Below are 20,198 nucleotides of genomic sequence, written 5' to 3' on the forward strand. Positions count from 1 at the left end.
CAGAATGTTGCAGAAGCAGGACAGCCAGAAGATTACAGAACTGTTTTACACTTGGATCCACGTTTGGCACCAATTACAGTTGCAGTTCTTCCTTTGATGAAGAAGGATGGCCTTGCTGAAAAAGCAAAAGAAATTCAGCACCTTTTGAAAGAAGACTTTGTAACAGATTATGACGTTTCTGGAACTGTAGGTAAACGCTACCGCCGCCAGGATGAAGTTGGTACACCATTCTGCGTAACAGTTGACTACGATACTCTCGACAGCGCAAGTGCAAACTTCAACACTGTTACAGTTCGCAACCGTGACACAATGGCTCAGGAACGCGTAAAGCTTGATGAACTTACTGGCTACATCTTCAACCAGATTAAGAACTACAATAAATAATTAATAATTCATAATTCGTAATGCATAATTGTTTTTTTCGGTAATGCATTACGAATTGAATATGGGAGATTTTCATAGTTATGAATTCTACGTTCATAATTATGAATTGTGTTTATGGAATTCATTTCACTCGGAAAATCAAATCTTCTCGTAAGCAAAAACTCCTTTGGAGCAATGAGCCTTGACTGCAAGGAAATTGAAGCTTTCGGCGAGGAGGCTGATGAAAAGGCGTGTGCAATAGTTCATCATGCCTATTCTGGTGGAATAAATTTCTTTGACATATCCCATTCAAAACCAATCTGTGAAAAGCGTCTTGGTTCTGCCCTTCACGGAATCAGGCACAATGTGATGCTTGCGACAAAAACTTCTGCACAGTCCGCAGCGGAAATCAGACGCGACCTCAACGATAGTCTCTTTGCCCTTGAATCTGACTATATAGACCTCTACCAGATTGAAAATCCTCTTGTCGTTCCGAAGAAGGATGGACCAGACGGTCTTTACAATGAAATGCTTATTCTCAAGGACAAGGGAATAATCCGTCACATTGGACTGGCCACTGAAAACTATGAGCTTGCGAGAGAAGCGATTGAAAGCGGACTCTATGAAACGGTTCAGTTTCCATTCAGCATGATTTCCCCAGAGCTGGTCGTTGATCTTGTAAGGCTCTGTGAAAAAAAAGATGTGGGATGTATTGCAATGCAGCCTCTCAACGGTGGAATCGTCAACAATATTCCTCTTGCTTTTGGTTTCTTTCAGCAGTATGAAAATGTTGTTCCTGTCTGGGGAGCACATACAGATGAAGAACTTCAGCAGATTCTTTATTTCAATGAGCATCCGCCAGTGATAGATGAAGAATTTAAAAAAGAGGTGGAAAATGCCCGCCTCTTCTTCAACTAAAGTATTTGGTTTTTACTTGAGATCATTCAGCAATTTTATTTGACTGTTTCACCTAATGCAGCCATAAGGTCGTTCGTTTCCTGTTCTGTCATTACGCGGACTATCCTTAAGGCTTGATCGTCTGTCTGAACCATTTTTGCAGATCCATCCTTGTTGATGCCACCGATGATCTTTACGATAGGATTCTTAGGACTTGATGGAGAGACATCTACAACCTGTCCAACTTTTCCATTTGCAAGATAGACATAGGCACCGATCGGGTAGAGTGAAACACTGTAGAGTAATGCTTTTACAACCGCATCATCATAGAGGTGGTTTGAATTCTTAAGCATTTCAATCATGCCTTCATATGTAGTCCTTGCTTCCTTGAAATGTCTAGGTGCAGTGATTGCCTCGTAGGAACAGGCAACGCCAATGATCTTTGCGTAGGTTGAAATCTGTGCTCCAGAAAGATGCCTTGGGTATCCTGTTCCAGTTTCGCGCTCATGATGATCAAGAACGCCAAGCTGGATTGTAAGTGGAAATCCTGCAGCCTTGACTATGTTGTAGCCAACGACCGTGTGGGTTGCCATCTGAGCTTTTTCTGAAGGAGTCAATGGCTTGTCATTCATATATAGCTGCGGTGGAAGACGTATCTGACCAATCTCATGAAGAATGCTTGCAACACCAAGTTCAATGAGCTTTTCATAAGGCATGTTGAGCTGCATTCCTATTACGATGGCAAGTACTGCGGTGCGCATGCTGTGGCTTATGAGAAAGTTCTTGTTGCGTGCTTCGTAGCTTGGCGAGATTCTAAGGATGAACTTTTTTGTCTCACGGACGAAGTTGCATAGTTCAAGTACTTTGCCGTTGAGTTCTGCCTGCTGAATTTCCTTGTGGGTTGCATATCGGGTATATACCTGGTTGATGTAGTCCATGAATTTTTCATAGGTCTTCTGGGCAGATTCCATGAGCTTTGTGTCTTCTTCCTCAGAAATAGGACCATCTCCCCTGATTCCAACGGAAAATTTCAGTGCCTCATCAGCACCCTGCGGATCATGGGTAGAAAGATATGCAGAAAGAGAAGTCTGTGCTCTTGTTGTTGTGTGGGAAAAACTTTTGTTTACTGGCTGATCCTGCTTAGGAGCATCGTCATCAAAGGCTGAAAGGTCAACGCTTTCGGAAGTCTTGAATTTGTCTGGAATGCTGGTGTGAGAGGTGCTTTCCGATTCCTCTCCAAATTCCGAAAGATCGACGGTTTCTGTAACTGTGATTTTCTCTTTTGTAGGTGCATTCGATTTAGGGACAGGTGCGTTGACTTCTTCGCTGACTGATATTTCCTTGAATCCCCATTTCAATAGATTTACAATCTGCCCCTTTGTGATTGGGCATGGGGGAACAGTAACAATGAACATCGGATCCAAAGTTACAGGGCTTCTGTAGCGTGTGTCAGGTTTAATGTCTGCTATTTTTACGTTGCTCATACAATTTTCCCATTCATATTATCGGCAGCATTCAAAAAAATGATAACTAAAAGTTTTTCCGCTAAATAAAAGAATATATATGAGACGTTGACGAATCGATTTAAAAAATGAAAAGGTCAAAGCCTAAAACTTCTTTGACCTTTCCTTATGGAGATTTTTTATAGCAACTTGTAGTTGCATACTATGATTAAATCTGCCGATACACAGGCGTCTGGATGTCTCTTCTTTCGAAAAAGAACCGTCTGTATAACTTCATCACAGCACGCTTATATTATCGGTCTAAGATGTTAAAACCTTGAGAAAAATTTTTGAAACTGTTTAACAGATGAAAGAAGCTGGGAATAAATCAATTTTGAATACTGGATGGGATAGATGCTCTTTTCCCATTCAGTTCCCTGCGGAATTTCCTGCGAAAGTTTTTCCAGCTGACGCTTTGTAGGAAATACTAGGGAGGCTGCGTCTTTTGCCTTTGATTTGATTATCATCCCGTCGATTTCATTAAGGCGAGCCAATGACTGTGCCATCTTTGACCTGTCTTTGATTGCCTTTGTTGCGGCGTCTATTCCTTTTTTTGCAATTGATTCAAGTTCGTCCAGATTTTCGGCAAACTGTTCTTTTATGCGTAGGAAGTCGTCTGTGGGAATGGATGGAGTTGCATTTGCTTTTTCCGCAGCCTGCATGAATTCTTTTTTCCTTTCGACAATTTCCTCGAAGGAAAGAAAGTCTTCGATTCTGAAGGGATCAATGCCCTTTATGGCTAGGCTTTCTGGAGTAAGTGAATAGGTTTCAACTCCAACAGTTCTTGCGTTTGTACATTGATTTTCAAACCACCAGGAAAAAAGAGACATCCTCTTGTCCGTAAGGATCGGATTTCCAAGATAGTCCTTTGCAATGGAAGGAGAGGCGCTGAAAAGAGTTGCTATGTTTGCGCTTTCTGCGTTTGTGGTCCTTGTGCTTGCTGTGTGGGCTTTTTCTTCGAATCTTGAGCCTCGTATGTGGGTTTCCTTTCCTGGAAATCCAAGGTCCATTCCCGCCATGAAAATTTTTGTTGATCCACAGAGACGGGCAAAATCCCATGCTGTTGTGGTCACACTGCCGCCTGCAGCAAGCTTTCCTTTTTCCATGGTCTTTGCTTCAAAAAATTGCCCTATAGGAAACATCGATGAATATAATACCGTTTCCCTGCAATTGAATCTTAGCACTGAAGGATAAGCAGCTATTTCCGTTATGAGGACGGACGATGGAGATGAAAGAAATTCCAGGTGCAATGATGCATAGTATTGTGGATCAGTAAGTATGATGAAGTCTGGTTCAATGTTGTTCTTAAGGCACGCATGTAAAGCTGTGTCCACGCAGACAATCATTGCTCGTTTTTTTATTTCATCAAGCTTTGGCAATATTTTTGTAAGACTAGGTCCAGCCGCAAGTATGACAAATGGAATGTCCTTCCCGAGTCCTGAATATTTTTTTATTCCGTCAAACAGATTAAGATAATCAAGGTTTCTGCAGCTGTTGCTCAACCAAAGTCTTGCAAATTTTTCCAAGGTATTTGTGTTTATCTCTTCCTTCTGTGAATTCTGTGCGAGAGTCCTTTCTATCGATTGAAAATATGCTTCGTCATGTGCTGTCTGTGCTTTTGTTTTAAAGACCTTTGTTGTCTCTGTCTTAAGTCTTGATATCAAGGATGCGGCTTCATTTTCGGTTGCTCCAAGAATCATGACGATTTTCTTGTGGGTAAGTACAGGTGTCCAGTCTAGTGCGTCTAGTGCGGAAAAAAATCTTGATGAATCTCTTTCAATGAGAATGATGGTTGCATCAGGATTTTTCTTTGCCAGGGCAATTGGACCGTATCCGAGACCGAATCCAAGAAAAACTGCATTTTCGTGTTTTTCAGATTCAAAAGCATCAGCAAGAGATTCTGCTTCTCTCTCTGGATTGTATTTTGAATGGAGCAGGAGGGAACCTGACTTTGCTGTCATGGAACCGTTTTTAGCTTCTTCAAGGATTATATCTTTGCTTGGTTCTGGATTCAGGTTTTCTGCAAGGCCTGGAAATCGTTCCTTGAAGAGACTGAGGTTGCTATTCCAAAAAGAGTTCAATTGTCATGTTCTCCGTAACGGGGGTACCTGGTTCTGGATTCTGATCTACAACCCAACCTTCACCGTCAATGACGATCTTTATATCCGTTCTGTCTAAAAGTGGAAGAAGATCTCTCTTTGACCGACCCTTGAAGTCTGGAACAAGCTTTGCGATCTTAAGTGGCTTGCTTTCATTCAGAGAGAATTTTCCTGAATGTTCAAGGCTTGCTGCATTTTCTCTATTGATTCCGAGGTGGTCGATGATTTCGTCTGCTGCGTCTGCGATTACTGGGGCAACGATACGTCCAGCATAGGTTTCACCTTTGGCTTTCTGGATGACGATATAGAGTATCACCTGAGGGTTATTGATAGGAAAAATCGCCATACAGTTTGAAAGAAAGTCTGTGTTACTGTATCCACCATGAACAGGATCTGCCATCTGTGCTGTTCCTGTTTTTACACCAATGGAAATATCGCGTAGAGAAGCCTTTGTTCCTGTACCGCTCTGAGCTGTTGTTTCCATGCAGCTTAAAAGATATTGTGCAGTCGAAGAACGAAGGACTCTGTTGCCGTAAGTTGGTTCATGCTGATACTTAACATTGCCGTCAATATCTGTTATGCGCTGGATGAAGGTTGGTTTTATGAGTACGCCCTTGTTTGCAAGGACAGATGCTGCCTGCACCATCTGCAATGCGCTTACGCTTATTTCCTGTCCGATGGACATGGTTGCTTTGCTTCGTGCTGACCAGTATTTGTCGTTCTGGTTTTTTACGGAGCCTCTGGTTTCTGAAGGGAGTTCTACACCAGTGCGTTCGCCAAAACCAAAAAGTCTTATGTAGGAAAGAAAATCCTCTGTCATGATTTTTTCGCTCATCTGTGCGAGGGCATCATTGCACGAATATTTTAGGGCAGTTCTTGCATTGAGCCATCCATGGTGCTCAAGACAGGTAATCTTTATGGTTTCTCCTAGATTTGTTTTTCTTTTGTAGATACCGTCGCAAAGAAAGCTGTCGTCTGGAGTGATGGATTCTGAGTTAAGAAAGGAAGCTACGGAGAAAATTTTGAATACGCTTCCTGGTTCGTATGCGGTTATGGAAGCTCTGTCGGTTTTTTCAGATGTTGATGCAAGTCCATATTCATTGAGATTTGCAGATGGAAGGCTGATGTATGAAATGATTTCACCGTTGGTAGCATCCGCCGCAATGAGCATAAGGCTTTCTGCCTGCGTGGTCGTCAATGCATCCATTGCAATTTTCTGAAGCTTATACTGCAATCCAGCATCGATTGTGAGATATACATTATCTCCGTGAATTGTCCCGGAAGAACTCATGTCAGGTTCTGGAGAAAGGACAGACTGCTGGGAATATTCAATGCCGCTTAATCCAACACCATCATCACCCATGTATCCGATGAGTTGGCTTGCAAGGTTGTTTTCAGGATATATGCGGCCAGGAATCTTGTCAAAGCGCGTGAAGTTGGAGTATCCATTTTCACTTACAATCTTTATAAGCTCATCGTATTGATCTTGGGAAATTTTCTTTCTGATGTATATGAAGCTTGATGTCCTGTTCTCTTCAATTTTTGTCTGTATCTCCGATGGGGAACAGTTGAGTATGGGTGCTACATTGTGTGCAAATTCCTCAGGAGATTTAATCAGCTTCGGTGTGACTACAAAGTGATAGAAATTTGTCTGAACTGCCAGAGGCTTTCCATTCCTGTCAACGATGGATCCACGCTCGATGACTGTTGTTGATGGTGTGAATTTTTTTTGTGGGCCAAAGGCTAGCATTGTAAATTTTGTCACTACTACGGCTGACATAATGCCGAGCACTGTGAGAGTAAAAATTAAGCCGCCTTTCTTGAAATGAGAACTCATTTGACTTTTATCCTGCCCAAAATATTCATGCGGGGAACGAAACCATATGTTCTAGAGTCTATGGAATTCAAGTAGTTGTCTCCGATGACAAGAACAGTATCCTCAGGAACAGAACTTGTTTCCTTCAGGAGATTGTACTGCAATTCTGTCAACGGGTACTCTCTGTCCTTGATTTTCAAAGTATACTCCGATTCATTTGAATATTCTAGAGGAGTGTTTTCCACTGCGACACAGCGTTTTACCACAAGTCTGCCTTTATAAAGGAAAACCACTATTTCTTCTTCGTCAGGTCTGTTCCATGCAAGGATTAGGTTGCTGCCAAAGGGTTTAGCAATTCCATAGGCAAGCTTATTCACGATGATTCTTTGACCGTCCTGTAGAGTTGGTTCCATCGATGTTCCGTTTACGACAAGCATGTCCATTATGAAAAACTTAATCAGGATACCTATACAAATGCCTGTGATGAGTGACTTCATGTATCCTGGAACTTTGATTTTCCTCATATATATTACATCGTCATTATTGTCTAATATCGCATAATTTTTTTGTCGATAAACAAGATATGGAAGTTATCGATTGTTTTGAAGCATGCAGCAGACCTAGAAAAGTAAGGGCAAAGAGAAGCAGCGCAGGTGCATTGACAGCAAGTCGTCCACTATTTTCAGTACGCGTCCCATCAGTGTCGGTCAATGAATTTTCTGTTCATTCAGCGTGGGAAAAAATCTGCGGAAAAGTATCTCTTTCTTTCCTTCGCATGAGGCAGAGCGCAAAATTTCTACTTGTGATTCCTGCAGTTGCATCTTTCTGTGCGATTCCATATGGTGTGTCAAAGCTCATCAATTATCAGGAAAGTTTTTTCCATCAGGTTGAAATGCCATCGGAGGCATCTTCTGAAAAGGATATCCTTGATTTGACCATGTCTGAATTTGCATTTGACCAGACAAGCTATTATGACAGCGAAGGAAACATATTTACAGAAGACAGCATAAAGGTTCAGTCATCTGCCAGTCTTATCAAAGAGGCTGTTTCATTCCAAAAGTATACTGTCAAGACTGGAGATACCATCAGTGGAATATGTCAGAAATTCGGACTTTCAAACATTTCCACACTCATTGCTGTAAATGGAATCGGAAATGTTCGTTCAGTGTTTGTCGGTCAGAAACTCAAGATTCCTTCAATGGACGGACTTATCCACACGGTAGCAAAGAATGAGAGCATCGGATCCATTGCAAAAAAGTACAATGCCTCTGTGACTGATATAATTGATACAAATGATCTTTCTTCAGAAGTGCTTAAGGAAGGAGCTGAGCTTTTCATTCCTGGAGCAAGGCTTGATTCAAATACACTTCAGAAGGCAATGGGTGAGATCTTTACGCATCCCCTTAAAGCAAAATACAGAATTACATCTAGGTTTGGCTACAGATTGGATCCAATTACAGGAGTTGCCTCAACTCATAAGGGACTTGATATGGCATGTCCTACAGGAACTCCAATTTACGCCTGCAGAAGCGGTAGGGTTCTTAAGTCTGCCTTCTCTCCATTGTATGGAAATTATATTGTAATAGAGCATGTAGACGGCTATCAGACTCTCTATGCTCACATGAGCAAAAGTCTTGCAAAGAAGGGCGACAAAGTTTCCCAGGGAACAAAAATCGGTCTTGTCGGAAATACTGGCTATTCAACGGGACCTCATCTTCATCTTACTGTATACAAGAATTCTAAGCCTGTTGATCCACTTACTGTAATTAAATAGAGGAAAGTAAGAAATGAAAAAAAATAATCTGCTTAACTACCTTCTTGGAACAATCATCCTCGTCTCTGTTTCCAACGCCTATGCTGGAATAAGACTTGATGACATCGATGTTGGAACTGATGATAGGCTGCTTTTTACCGTTGAGCAGAAGGTTCCTGGGGTTGCTGAATATAAAAGCCTTTATTGCACGAAGCTAGGTGATGAAAAAATAATTTCTAATCCAGTACTTCTTACATGTTTCCCGGAAAGAATGGAACTTCTTAATGAAGGAAAAATTCTTCAGATAAGAAACAAGGATGGACTTTCTAGGTACAGCACAGAAGACGGAAAGATCACAAGCGTGAATGAAACAAAGCACGGTAAGTCTTCCCGCACATTTCCAGTGGAAGTAAGTTCTGACGGTCTTTGGTACTGCACCGTAGAACCTGTTGAAAAAGCGTCTGGTAAGCTTGTTCTTGTGAATTCAAAAACATTGCTCCAGAAAACTCTTGTTGAGAATGTTGACCTTGACTATTCTCTCCTGAATGTAAAATGGTCTCCAGATGGAAAGGTTCTTCTCTATGAAAATAAGGGCTGCGTCTACTTTGCAACACCTGATGCGGTTTTTAAAAATCTTCAGGTCAATGAAAGCTTCAGAAAAATCGGGGAGGGTTCAATCGACAGCGTTCAGTGGACACAGACAAAAAAAATCATCTATTTGAAGGATGACATTGTTTATTGCATTGAACAGAATGAACTGTATACTCGAGGACTTTATTCCTCGCTTGTCGGAAACGGAAAAATCATTGCCAGACTGCCAGTCTGTTTCGACAGTCTTACGGATAAATTCTGGTGCAATGGAAACGGACAACGACTTGCTGTAATCTCAAGAGAGAATATCCTGTCCATTTACACTGTCATTGAAGATTCTAAGGCTTATGCAAGGATAGATGTCATTCGTCCACTTACGGAAATGTCAGGAACTTCACTTGGATACAAGGTCTTCTGGAATGGCGATGGTAAGGTTATTCTTTGGAACGATAGTCTGGATTATGTTAAAAATGAAAAGACGGGAACGATGTATTCTGTTGAAGATGGAATGACAGTCGTTGCCAATGCAAGCAAATCCATAATTCCTTCCTCTTCATCAGATATGAAGCGAATTGCATATACTGACGATGGTGTACTTAAAGTGTTTGATTTTTCTGTCATGAAGGAAATCGCGTCATATTCACAGGATTCAGTGGTTTCTGTTGCATGGGCAGGAAGGAATGCCCTTTATCTTGGCGGAAAGAATACGGTCAGTCTTTATAATGTTTTGAGTCAGGAATCGAATGTTCTTTTTGTTTCTTCTGTAGAAAGGGCTTATTGGAATGCTGGTCTTATAGTTACAAAGCTTCCTGATGGCAGGGGTTTTTATTGCTATGAAGCTGATAAGAATTCCTGGGTTCCATATAGAATCCCAGACGTCGAATTCAAGGCAAAGGACAAAAATGGACGTTATCGTGCCTATGTAGGAAAGGCATTGAATTCAGAATTTGAAAATACAATCTTAGTCAGGTGTCTTTCTGGAAAGACATTCACATATTCCGTATTCCCTGAAGCAATGAAAGAAAGTTGCAATGGAAAAAAGGTTGCTCTTGTGCTTGATGCCATGGAAAATTCAGAAGGGTTGGGAAAGGTTCTCTATACGCTGTCTGAATACGGAGTTAGGGGAACATTCTTCATCAACGGTGAGTTTATCAGAAGGTATCCAGAGAAGACCAAGTTGATTGCCAATTCAGGAAATGAGTGTGGATCTCTTTTCTATACTTCAGCTGATCTGGTGGAAAATAATTTTGTCATTGACACTGACTTCATTACCCGTGGACTTGCTCGCAACGAAGATGAATACTTTGCTGTGACCCAGAAGGAGCTTTCTCTCATCTGGCACGCTCCATATCATCACGATACGGAAGTTATCAGAAAGTCTGGAAATGCCGCAGGTTATGAATATGTATCATGCTTCTCGAAATTCAGCGACAGGACGACCTATGAAAGGTCCAGTGAAAAGGGTGAAGAATATAAATCCGCTGCTGAGATAATCAATGGACTGGTTGATGAGCTTCAAGATGGAATGATAATACCTGTTTCCGTCGGCAATGCAAATGGATCAAGAAAGGATTATGTCTATGAAAAGCTTGATCTTTTGATTGCCTCGATTATTGAAAGCGGATATGAAATCACAGATGTACAGGGGTTAAAATAAGCCTGCTGTCTTGTAAACGATTTTTCCCCATAAACGGCCAAAGATATTCTGTCTTTGGCTTTTTCTGTCTGCGACAAGAGGAATCGTCCGTAATGTTTTCCCTTCAAGGCTGTAGGTAAGAAGTCCCAGTTCCTGTCCGCATTCAACCTGCCCGTATAGATATGAAGGAATGTTTGCGGTTACATGAATTTTTGAAGCAGCATCCTCAGGTGAATTTCCAGTAATGAATGGCACTGAAAATTTTTCATCCAGTGCAGGAATGAGCCTGATGCTTTTTTCTGCCGATCCTGCACATCCAACTACAAAACTGTGTCCCTTTTCTTTTGGAATATATGGAGCAAATTTACTGAAGGCAAATTCCATCAAAGTTGTTCCATCTTTTACTCTGTATTTGTTGCCTTGGACGCTTCCCTTCCCAGGACCCTTCATTGTAACGGAAATGAACCTTCTTTCTCCTCGCTGAGCGGTCAGAGCGATGTTGTAACCGCTTTCATCGATGAATCCAGTTTTTAGACCGTCACATCCTTCAAGAATTCCAAGAAGCTTGTTGGTATTGTATTGGATGACTGCTTCCGAGTCGCCCTTGTATTTCTGATCCAGTGGAAGATTTTTTTCCAATGGATACATGAGGACTTTCTGGCTGTGGTAGTTGTCTATGGATTCAGGAAAGTCCCTTAAATAGATTCTGCAGAAGGATACGAATTCCCTTGCTGTGGTGATGTTTTTTTCGCTGTAACCGCTGGATTCAACAAAGTGTGTTTTTTCAAGACCAAGATTCTTTATGACTTTGTTCATTCTTTCTACGAAAGAATCCATGTCATCGCATACATAGTTAGCGACTGCAATGGAGGCATCGTTTCCGCTCGCGATGGCAAGTCCCAGGAGAAGTTCTCTTAATGTTACTCTCTGACCTTCTGCAAGAAACATGATCGATGCATCTGATGGAAGGTTCTTTGCCCAGCTTTGTGGAGGGAGAGGAACATAGTCGTCAAAGGAAACTTCTCCATTTCTTACAGCCTCGTAGACTACGTACATCTCGACAAGCTTGGTCATGGATGCAGGAGGAATCTCCATGTCCGCATTTTTTTCATAAAGCACGTTGCCTGTTTCTTGATCGATGATGATGGCGCTTTCTGCATTGACCATCAGATCGGCAGGAATCGTGTTGTATGGAAGTGGCTTTACTATTTCTTCTGGGTAGGTCTGTGCAAGTTTTTCAATGAGCGCAAGCTTTTGCTCATCGTCAAGTTCCGTAGGATTTTCTGGGTTTATAAGCCTATGGGTTGATACCCCAAGATGAATGGTGAACACTGTCAGACAAAGGAAAATACCTGCGCCAAGGAGAATTGTCGGAAATTTCCTTTGCTGTCGTTTCTTTTGTTCTGGCACATCATCAAAAAAATAGTCTGGGGTATAGTTTTCCATTTTAATGCTCTTTTGTGTTTATGCTCTGCTGCTTCTGTTTCTGAGCAACATGTCAGCGACAGTGATTGCGGTCATTGCTTCAATTACAGGAACGATGCGTGGACATAGACAGACATCATGACGACCTTCTATGAGCATGTCGCATTCATTTCCATTCAGGTCGATGGTCTTCTGCTGCTGATATATGCTAGGTACTGGTTTTACTGCCGCACGGAACACAAGGTCGTTTCCATTTGTCATTCCACCAAGAATTCCACCTGCGTTGTTTGTTTCAAACACAGGCCCCTTTCTCATGAAGTCATTGTTTTCAAGGCCGTTGCTGTCTGCGACATCAAATCCAAGACCAAATTCTATTCCTTTTACGGCTCCTATGGAAACGACGGCATGTGCAATGGCCGCGTCAATTTTATCAAATACAGGTTCCCCTAATCCTGAAGGAAGACCTTTTACGATGCATTCAACGATACCTCCGCAGGAATTTCCCTGCTTGTGGTATTCCTCGATTTTTTGCTGCATGAGGATTGCCGCATTCTTGTCTGCTGCCCTTATCTGATTTTTTTCTATTTCGTTGAAGTCAATTTCTGTGCCTTCAATACCTGCCGCTTTTTTTGTGTATGCAATGATCTGGATACCCATTGTCTTGAGAAACATTTTTGCAAAGGCACCTGCTGCAACTCTGGCACAGGTTTCCCTTCCACTTGAGCGTCCACCTCCTCTGTAGTCGCGGATTCCATATTTTTCATAGAACGTGTAGTCGGCGTGTCCAGGACGGAATTTGTCCTTGATGTTGTTGTAATCCGATGAGTGCTGATTTGAATTCCTTATGAGGACGGCAATGGAAGTACCTGTCGTCTTGCCTTCAAAAATGCCGCTAAGGACTTCTGCCTTGTCTGCTTCCTTTCTGTTCGTTACGGCAGCGCTTTTTGCTCCAGGCTTACGTCTGTCCATCTCCATCTGAAGAAAGTCTTCGTCAAAGGCAATGCCAGACGGACAGCCGTCTATGATGCAACCAAGTCCTGCACCGTGGCTTTCACCGAATGTTGTTACCTTGAAAATTTCACCGAATGTATTTCCGCTCATAAGTTTCCCTGCTATATAGTGTTGTTGTAGAACAATGCTCAGATTTTATCTGACTTTGTTAATTAACTCAACTCTGCTATGGACCCCAGCTTTCTTGAAGATTTTCTTGTTGTGGGTGGCTACAGTCTGGGGAGAGATGTTCAGCTTGAATGCAATTTCCTTGTCGCTGTTTCCTTCCATTATCAATGTTGCGATTTCTTTTTCTCTTGTTGATAGATTGTAAGGGTCGAATATGTCGTTTATTTTAGGTTGTTCCTTTTTTTCTTCTTCGCTTTTAAGATTTAAATTGAATCCATCAGGTGGTAATGGATCGTTCTGAGCTTCGAGATTTTCGGTATTTTTTTTATTCTTGAGCAGTCTTAAGGAATTTTCCGAAATCTCAAAAGTTGTTTTGTCGGTAACAATCTTTATTTCTGATGTGTCTTCCATTTTCTCAAAACGGAATTTGAATGTCATCCTGCAGCTGTCTTCAAGGGGACTTATGTCCATAGTGCAATCGTAAAGCTTTGCAAGTTCTCCGATGAAATCAAAATAAGACAGGTCGTTGAGTGCCTGAAGAATTTTAGGTGTGGAGTCAAGAAGTTCAGATTCAAATTTGTTTACGATGGCCATGGTGAAAAGATTATTTTTTTCTTCTTCTATGTAAATCGAAACCTTGGTTTTCTTTTTTGACATGGCAATGACAGCCGTTGGTGCGATGATGAAAAGCAGCTGAAGGACCCTTGGGTCGGCAGAAATGATTGTGTCGTTTGCGATGGCGGTTGTGAGTGATGCTGTACAGTCTCGTTCTGCAGCCGTTCTTTGTATTGTCATCATACAGCTGTTGAAGAATTTCATCAGAAGTATTGGTGTCTTTTTGACTTCCTCTTCTCCTTCAAGAATCCTGATCGCTACTAGAAGATCGTTTATTTTTGAAGATTCTCTTTTGATTAGTTCCACGTATTCAGCATTGACAGAAGAAAAATTCAATTTGGACAATATGCAGGCTGAATTGAGCACAGATGATGCAAGCTGCGTGATAGGGGTAGTAACGCTGTGTATCAATGTTCTTATTTTGTCTCTCTCCATGAATCTGCTTTCAAGATCCTGGTATTCTTTCTGGACAAATTGATATCTTTCGTTGAATCTTTTCCCTATGGAGTAGAGTGGAGGGATGAAAAGCAGGAGGAATCCAATGGTGGATGTGAGCATTTCCTCGGGCTTGATGAAGTCTGGCAGTTCAAGCAGTGCAAAATTTCTTGCAAGGATAAGGAGTCTGAATGCTATCGAAAAGAAGAATACTGCCGACCAGGATAGGAATATTATTTTAATTCCCTTGTCGCTTTTCTTTAGGTTTGAAATCGCACCAAAAAGCAGGATGTTTTTCTGGACTACTGAAATTGTCATGCAGCAGATAAATAGAATCAATGGAGAATATAGTGTTACCGTGAGCAATAGCTCGATGATTACAAGTTCAAGTATGGCTATCAGTGTTTTTGATGGATGTCGCTTTTTATTGTTCACCAATGTGAAAATATATCCGCTGATTGCTAGGGACAGAGTTCCCATGGAATCCAGTATGTATTCTAGTTTTCCTGCGATTGGGATGTTTGGTAGATAGTTCCATATGGTGGAAGCGCCAGCTCCTCTTGTGTGCATTGCACGAAGAATGAAGAAGAAGGCAGAAAAGGCAAGCGACATGTAGGCAGGATCCTTTAACAGTATGCTTGTCAGAAGAAGTCCAAAGAAAAGGCAGATGCCAATTCCTCCACTGAGGGAAAATTTTGAAATGTACTTTGATGTGGATCTAAAAAGCTTTGTGTTCGATATGAGCCTTATGTTGACAGGATTTCCTCTATTTGAAGTCATTCGTATCCTGATGTGGGTTGTGTCGTTTTCTTCAAAAAGCTCTCTCATCAAAGGTAGCAATGGAGCTGAGGTTACAAGACTCATGTCTGGTTCTTTGATGTGTCTGCCAGTTCGTCCAATAAGCTGCCAGGAATCTCCCTTTTGAATGAAAGCCTCTGCAAGGTCAATGTAATCGTTGCCCAGGGAAATCTGATAACGCTGACCGTCAAACTGTTCTGGCTTTTTTATGATGATGTCAAACCAGAGTATGCCGTCGTATAAGCCTGGATAGTAAGGTAGTCCTGTGTCCTTAAAATCCTTTTCTTCGATTTCAGAGCATTTTTTCTCAAAGGAATAGTCCTTGAACACTTTTGTCGTAATGGAAATTTCTGTGTCCCTTGAAAGGTTTATGTCCTCATTCGTTAGGATATGCTTATGGTTATCTGCTGTGCCATGACAGAGGATTGGTGAGACTAGGAAAAAAAATATGATAAATAACTTTTTTAACCTTTGCATATTCGAAATTATAACCAAAGTTATTGTAAAATCAAGTGAAAAATACCCATATCAGGGTAGTAAAATACCTGATTTATGGTATGGTATGGAAGTTGCGTCCACAAATGGGTGAATGTAATATCTCAACCATAAAGGTTGAAAGAGATAGCATAAATATTTAAAAATAATGTAAAGAAGTTTCAAAGACCTCCAAAAGAACTGGCTGACCGCCGGTTCTTTTTTTTATCCTACGCACTTTATTAAAGAGATGCACTAAGTGAATTTATTGATTTTTTCTATATAAAGTGTCATAATCTTGCAAAATTAAAATTAATTTTAGGAGTTCAATTATGGCAGCAATTCACGGTGCTTACACAGCAATGATTACGCCGATGAACGCTGACGGATCTGTTGACTATGACGGATTTGCCAAGAATGTTCAGTTTCAGTTGGATCAGGGAATTGACGGACTTTTGCCTTTAGGAACTACAGGTGAAACTCCAACCCTCACAGAAGATGAAGAAGACAAGATTATCGACATCGCAATAAAGCAGGTAAAAGAATTCAACTCAAAGAACGGCAAAGACGTTAAGGTAATGATAGGTGCAGGAAGCAACTGCACATTGGATGCAGTCCGCTATGTTGAACGCGCAAAGGCAAAGGGTGCTGATTTTGCACTCGTTGTTACTCCATACTATAACAAGCCAAGTGATGAAGGTATCTTCCGTCATTATGAAGCAGTTTCAAAGGTTGGAATCCCAATCGTTGTATACAACATTGCTGGACGCACAGGAAAGAACATTCCTACAGCAACCCTTGAGCGCATCGCAAAGCTCCCTAACGTTGTTGGCGTAAAGGAAGCTTCTGGAAACATTAACCAGATGATGGAAGTTATCGAAAAGATAAAGCTTGCAAATCCAGAATTCAGCGTAATGAGCGGTGATGATGGACTTACACTTCCTTTGATGGCTGCAGGTGGAGACGGAATCATTTCCGTTGTTACAAACCTTGCTCCTGCTTTGGTTACTCAGATGGCTCACTACTGTCTCGACGGAAACTTTGTTGAAGCACGCAAGATTCATTACAGACTTCAGCCATTCTTCAAGGCAGCTTTTGTAGACGGAAACCCAACAAGCATCAAGTATGCTATGAACTACAAGAAGATGCCTGCAGGTAGCGTAAGACTTCCTTTGGTTGAAGTTACAGACGCTGCAAAGAAGGTTATTGAAGACGCACTGGCAAAGTGCGGCTTGTAAAAAAAAGTATGATTACGGTGGTTGAGCTTGTCGAAACCACCAATAATATTGATTCATAAAGGAAAATATTATGGCAGAAAAAATTGCAGTAGGTGTTTTGGGCGCAACAGGTATGGTTGGCCAGAGATATATCAAGTTGTTGGAAAATCATCCTTTCTTCAGGGTAACATATGTCGCAGCTTCTCCAAGAAGTGCAGGTCAGGTTTACAAGAATGTTGTTGCTTCTAAGTGGCTCATTGGTGAAGACATTCCCGCAGATGTTGCAAACCTTGTTATTCAGGATGCAAATGATGCAAAGGCTGCAATCGGAAAGTGTAAGTTCGTATTCAGCGCACTTGAGCTTCCAAAGAAGGAAGACATCAAGAATCTTGAAGAAGCATATGCAGCAGAAGGAATCCCAGTCGTTTCAAATGCATCTGCAAACCGCTGGACAGAAGATGTTCCAATGCTCATTCCTGAAATCAACTTCGCTCACCTTGATGTAATTGCTGAACAGAAGAAGCACCACGGCTGGGACAAGGGATTTGTTGCAGTTAAGCCAAACTGTTCCCTCCAGACATACATGATGCCTCTCCACGCCCTCATTCAGGCTGGATATCCAGTTAAGAGAATGATCGTAACAACACTTCAGGCAACATCAGGTGCTGGATACCCAGGTGTTCCATCATTCGACATGATCGACAACATCGTTCCATATATCGGTGGTGAAGAAGAAAAGACAGAAAAGGAATGCCTCAAGATTCTCGGAACTGTAAAGGACGGAAAGATTGAGAACGCAACACTTCCATTGGTTTCTTCTACATGTACTCGCGTGCCTGTAATCGACGGACACACAGCATGTGTATCATTGGAATTTGATCTTCCAGAAGACAAGAAGCCTTCACTTGAAGAAATCAAGAGAGTATGGGCAGCATACAAGTCTGTTCCACAGGAACTCGATTTGCCATCTTCACCAGAACAGCCAATCGTTTACCGTGAAGAAGAAAACCGCCCACAGCCACGCCGTGACCGTGAGACAGGAAAGGGTATGGCATGTGTAGTTGGACGCCTTCGCCCATGCAACGTATTCGACGTTAAGTTCGTAGCACTCAGCCACAACACAAAACGCGGTGCCGCAATGGGTGGAATCCTCAACGCAGAATTGTTGAAGGTAAAAGGTTTCTTTGATAATCTCTAGAGCGACAGGACGTCGCGTCTAAGGTTAGCAATAGGATTGTGTGCAGTTTTGCGAATGCGAAACTGCAGTTTTCGGAATTGCAGGGATGCAATTCCGAAATACATTCTAGAAATCGTACTGAACCTTTATGAAGGCTGTGCAAAGATCTTTGAATTTTCCGTAGGTTCCGTCGTTGGTCGGTCCTGGAAGAAAGCTGTAGGATCCTGCTGAGATCTTGAGTTGATCTGTTGCACTGTATTTTGCTTCAAAATTTATGGCGCTGTCAAAATCATTGAAAGCGATTACACCGCCAAAAGAAAATTCCAGAGTTTCCTGAAGAAAAGTTCTGCTGATGCTGACTGTTCCGCCATGCATGAATGTGTGAGTCCTGTCAAGTTTTGAAATTTCACCAGGGACTACATCGTAAAAATATTGGGCTGTAAAAGTCCAGTTGGAAGGCATCCAGTCAATTCCGGCAAGTCCCATGAACTGATTTTTTCTGATGCTGTTTTTTCCCCCTGAAAGAATTGCTTCTGTGGATGACTGAAGATAGCGTTGAGGAAAACATGCATTTTCAATTCTCAAAACGATTGAACCCATTGGAAACGCCGCATCAAATCCGATCATTGTCATTCTTTTGTATTCCCCGGTAATTGAAATGCCTGATGGAACTTTCATTCCAATAAGGTTGTTGAATGAAGTCTGCATTTCATAATTCAGTATTGGAGTCTTGTCAAAGCCGTAAAATCCATAGACAGAAATGTCGCATAAAGGGAGGTATGTGCTGGCTTTGATTCCGTATTCACCATTCTGTATCCTGCATTCCGGTTTGTTCATCTGGCCGATTCCAACAGGAATTATAAGTTCATTGCCTGCCGTGGAAAATTTTGCGGTCTTTGGAATCAGGGCATCTCTAAGTGGACTGTCATCATCAAAAGGAAGTTTGTTTCCTCTGAATAACGGAACCCAGTATGTGTCGACAGTAAAGATTGATCCGGTAAAAGATAATCTCGCTGCATTTACGGCAAGGGTATCGTCATCAAGAAAAAAAGATGTTGAGTCAGATGGAAAAACGGAATTTGTAATGTCGATTTCATCCGCCTTTCCCCAGACAACTTTCTGCGATCCAATTCTTATTCCCCAAAAAGAAGATGTATAGTCAAAATATGCTTCGCAAAGTTTTGGAGTGAACTTTTTCATCACGGCATCATATCCGACTTTGCCTTGTGCAAAAACTGTTCCGTTGCCTTTATATAATTCAATGGAAGCTGTTAAGTCTGTGTCTCCAATTGAAAGTTCTCCTGATTTTTCCGATGGTGGAATATAGATTCCACACATGCTGCTTATGTTTCCGGAGAACTTGTAGTCCTGGGCAAAAACTCCTGAAATGAGGATCAGAGAGATTGCTGCTGATAGCATTTTTTTCATATAAAAATCCACCGATGAAAGTTATCGCTTTCAGTTATTCCAGTTATTTGATCCTGCCTTTTTCGAGGGCGGCAACTGTAAACAAGGAGTCATCAATGTCATTGGAATTGTAGACTACATTGCTTGTTTTTAATGAAGACCAGGTTCCGGTCTGAACATTTTCCATCTTCATGGTCTTTGCGGATTTGAATCCATCTATGGTGCTGAAGTCGGAACAGGTAAGAATTCTGTGAAGGTTATCCTGCCTGTCATAGAATTCAACTTTGTAAACAAGAAAGTCTTCCTTTCCAAAATAAATTATGCGGTGCGGATCTTTTTCTGTACCGGTCTTGCTTGTCGCTTCAACTTTGTAGCACAGGACTTCATCAATGGTTTCTTCCCCAATGAGATTATAGTTGTCTTTGCTGAGAGCCCTTTCATCAATATCCTCATAAGTAAAATCTGTTCCCATGAAGGATCCTTCGCCTTCAGTTCCGCTTGAAGCGATTCTTCTTGTCTTTTTCATAGCAGGCATGTAAAGCCAGTTGTCGCTGTCCTTCTTGTTGCCCTTATCATCTTCCGGGTAATCGAACATAAGATATCCGACCCCTGAAACATCTTTTGGAGTTGTGAACACGATCACTTCCTTTTCAACATCTCCGTAGTCCTTTGACTTCATGATGATTTCACGGATGCGGTCCTTTCCTTTTTTCGAATGAATGGTAAGTGTTGCCGTTGATGATGAGGTTTTTGGTTCCGGGATGTCATTGCTCTTTTTTGCGATTTCATAGCCTGTCATTTCTGCAAAGGCTGTTGATGTGAGTATAATTGCGGCTGCAAGTGTCATTAATTTTTTCATGGTAATATTCTCCTT

Annotated in this window: 15 protein-coding genes; 6 read left to right on the forward strand and 9 right to left on the reverse strand. The window is 41.6% G+C overall.

Annotated elements, in window-relative coordinates; all coding sequences use genetic code 11:
* On the forward strand, nt 1-384 hold a 384-nt coding region (locus ACKI39_RS03435), incomplete at its 5' end, for a His/Gly/Thr/Pro-type tRNA ligase C-terminal domain-containing protein (protein ID WP_407397682.1).
* A 114-nt stretch (nt 385-498) separates the two neighbouring features.
* A complete protein-coding gene (locus tag ACKI39_RS03440) occupies nt 499-1,281 on the forward strand; it encodes an aldo/keto reductase (protein ID WP_407397684.1) in 783 nt (260 codons plus the stop codon).
* Between the two features lie 35 nt (nt 1,282-1,316).
* Here the strand turns inward: ACKI39_RS03440 and ACKI39_RS03445 are convergent, their stop codons facing one another.
* From ACKI39_RS03445 to lepB, 4 genes are all read right to left on the reverse strand, one after another.
* Complete coding sequence (locus ACKI39_RS03445) at nt 1,317-2,744, reverse strand: HD-GYP domain-containing protein (RefSeq protein ID WP_407397686.1); 1,428 nt, start codon at nt 2,742-2,744, stop codon at nt 1,317-1,319.
* A gap of 287 nt (nt 2,745-3,031) precedes the next feature.
* Nucleotides 3,032-4,843 carry a motility associated factor glycosyltransferase family protein gene (locus ACKI39_RS03450; protein ID WP_407397688.1) on the reverse strand — a complete coding sequence of 604 codons (1,812 nt, stop codon included), beginning with the start codon at nt 4,841-4,843 and terminating at the stop codon, nt 3,032-3,034.
* Nucleotides 4,824-6,641: a penicillin-binding protein gene (locus ACKI39_RS03455; protein ID WP_407397690.1), complete on the reverse strand. Its 1,818-nt coding sequence runs from the start codon at nt 6,639-6,641 to the stop codon at nt 4,824-4,826. The genes ACKI39_RS03450 and ACKI39_RS03455 overlap by 20 nt, the downstream gene beginning before the upstream one ends.
* A gap of 53 nt (nt 6,642-6,694) precedes the next feature.
* Nucleotides 6,695-7,201: a signal peptidase I gene (gene lepB / locus ACKI39_RS03460; protein WP_407397692.1), complete on the reverse strand. Its 507-nt coding sequence runs from the start codon at nt 7,199-7,201 to the stop codon at nt 6,695-6,697.
* Nucleotides 7,202-7,260: 59 nt separating this feature from the next.
* Between lepB and ACKI39_RS03465 the strand changes: the two genes are divergently transcribed.
* Nucleotides 7,261-8,451: a peptidoglycan DD-metalloendopeptidase family protein gene (locus ACKI39_RS03465; RefSeq protein ID WP_407397694.1), complete on the forward strand. Its 1,191-nt coding sequence runs from the start codon at nt 7,261-7,263 to the stop codon at nt 8,449-8,451.
* Nucleotides 8,452-8,464: 13 nt separating this feature from the next.
* Nucleotides 8,465-10,678: a polysaccharide deacetylase family protein gene (locus ACKI39_RS03470; protein ID WP_407397696.1), complete on the forward strand. Its 2,214-nt coding sequence runs from the start codon at nt 8,465-8,467 to the stop codon at nt 10,676-10,678.
* Here ACKI39_RS03470 and ACKI39_RS03475 read toward each other — a convergent pair.
* The 3 genes from ACKI39_RS03475 to ACKI39_RS03485 are packed head-to-tail and all read right to left on the reverse strand — an operon-like array spanning nt 10,670 to nt 15,526.
* Nucleotides 10,670-12,103, reverse strand: coding sequence for a D-alanyl-D-alanine carboxypeptidase family protein (locus tag ACKI39_RS03475; protein ID WP_407397698.1), 1,434 nt, complete (start codon nt 12,101-12,103; stop codon nt 10,670-10,672). The two genes, ACKI39_RS03470 and ACKI39_RS03475, sit on opposite strands and share 9 nt — an antisense overlap.
* An 18-nt stretch (nt 12,104-12,121) precedes the next feature.
* The gene (gene aroC / locus ACKI39_RS03480; protein ID WP_407397700.1) at nt 12,122-13,183 is read right to left on the reverse strand and encodes a chorismate synthase; all 1,062 of its coding nucleotides are present in this window, start codon (nt 13,181-13,183) and stop codon (nt 12,122-12,124) included.
* A gap of 45 nt (nt 13,184-13,228) precedes the next feature.
* Nucleotides 13,229-15,526, reverse strand: coding sequence for a LuxR C-terminal-related transcriptional regulator (locus tag ACKI39_RS03485; RefSeq protein WP_407397702.1), 2,298 nt, complete (start codon nt 15,524-15,526; stop codon nt 13,229-13,231).
* A 329-nt stretch (nt 15,527-15,855) separates the two neighbouring features.
* Between ACKI39_RS03485 and dapA the strand changes: the two genes are divergently transcribed.
* Both dapA and asd read left to right on the forward strand, forming a co-directional pair.
* A complete protein-coding gene (gene dapA / locus ACKI39_RS03490) occupies nt 15,856-16,761 on the forward strand; it encodes a 4-hydroxy-tetrahydrodipicolinate synthase (protein WP_407397704.1) in 906 nt (301 codons plus the stop codon).
* A gap of 70 nt (nt 16,762-16,831) precedes the next feature.
* Entirely contained in the window at nt 16,832-17,938 is a 1,107-nt protein-coding gene (gene asd, locus ACKI39_RS03495) for an aspartate-semialdehyde dehydrogenase (RefSeq protein ID WP_407397706.1), read from the forward strand.
* A gap of 105 nt (nt 17,939-18,043) precedes the next feature.
* On the opposite strand, the gene ACKI39_RS03500 is transcribed toward asd, so the two are convergent.
* Together ACKI39_RS03500 and ACKI39_RS03505 are read right to left on the reverse strand one after the other, a co-directional pair.
* Nucleotides 18,044-19,345 (reverse strand): hypothetical protein, encoded by a 1,302-nt coding sequence (locus tag ACKI39_RS03500; RefSeq protein ID WP_407397709.1) that lies wholly within the window; start codon nt 19,343-19,345, stop codon nt 18,044-18,046.
* 43 nt (nt 19,346-19,388) lie between these two features.
* Nucleotides 19,389-20,183, reverse strand: coding sequence for an outer membrane lipoprotein-sorting protein (locus ACKI39_RS03505; protein ID WP_407397711.1), 795 nt, complete (start codon nt 20,181-20,183; stop codon nt 19,389-19,391).
* Between the last annotated feature and the right edge of the window lie 15 nt (nt 20,184-20,198).

The organism is Treponema sp. (genome assembly GCF_045641405.1).
Classification (GTDB): Bacteria; Spirochaetota; Spirochaetia; order Treponematales; family Treponemataceae; genus Treponema_D.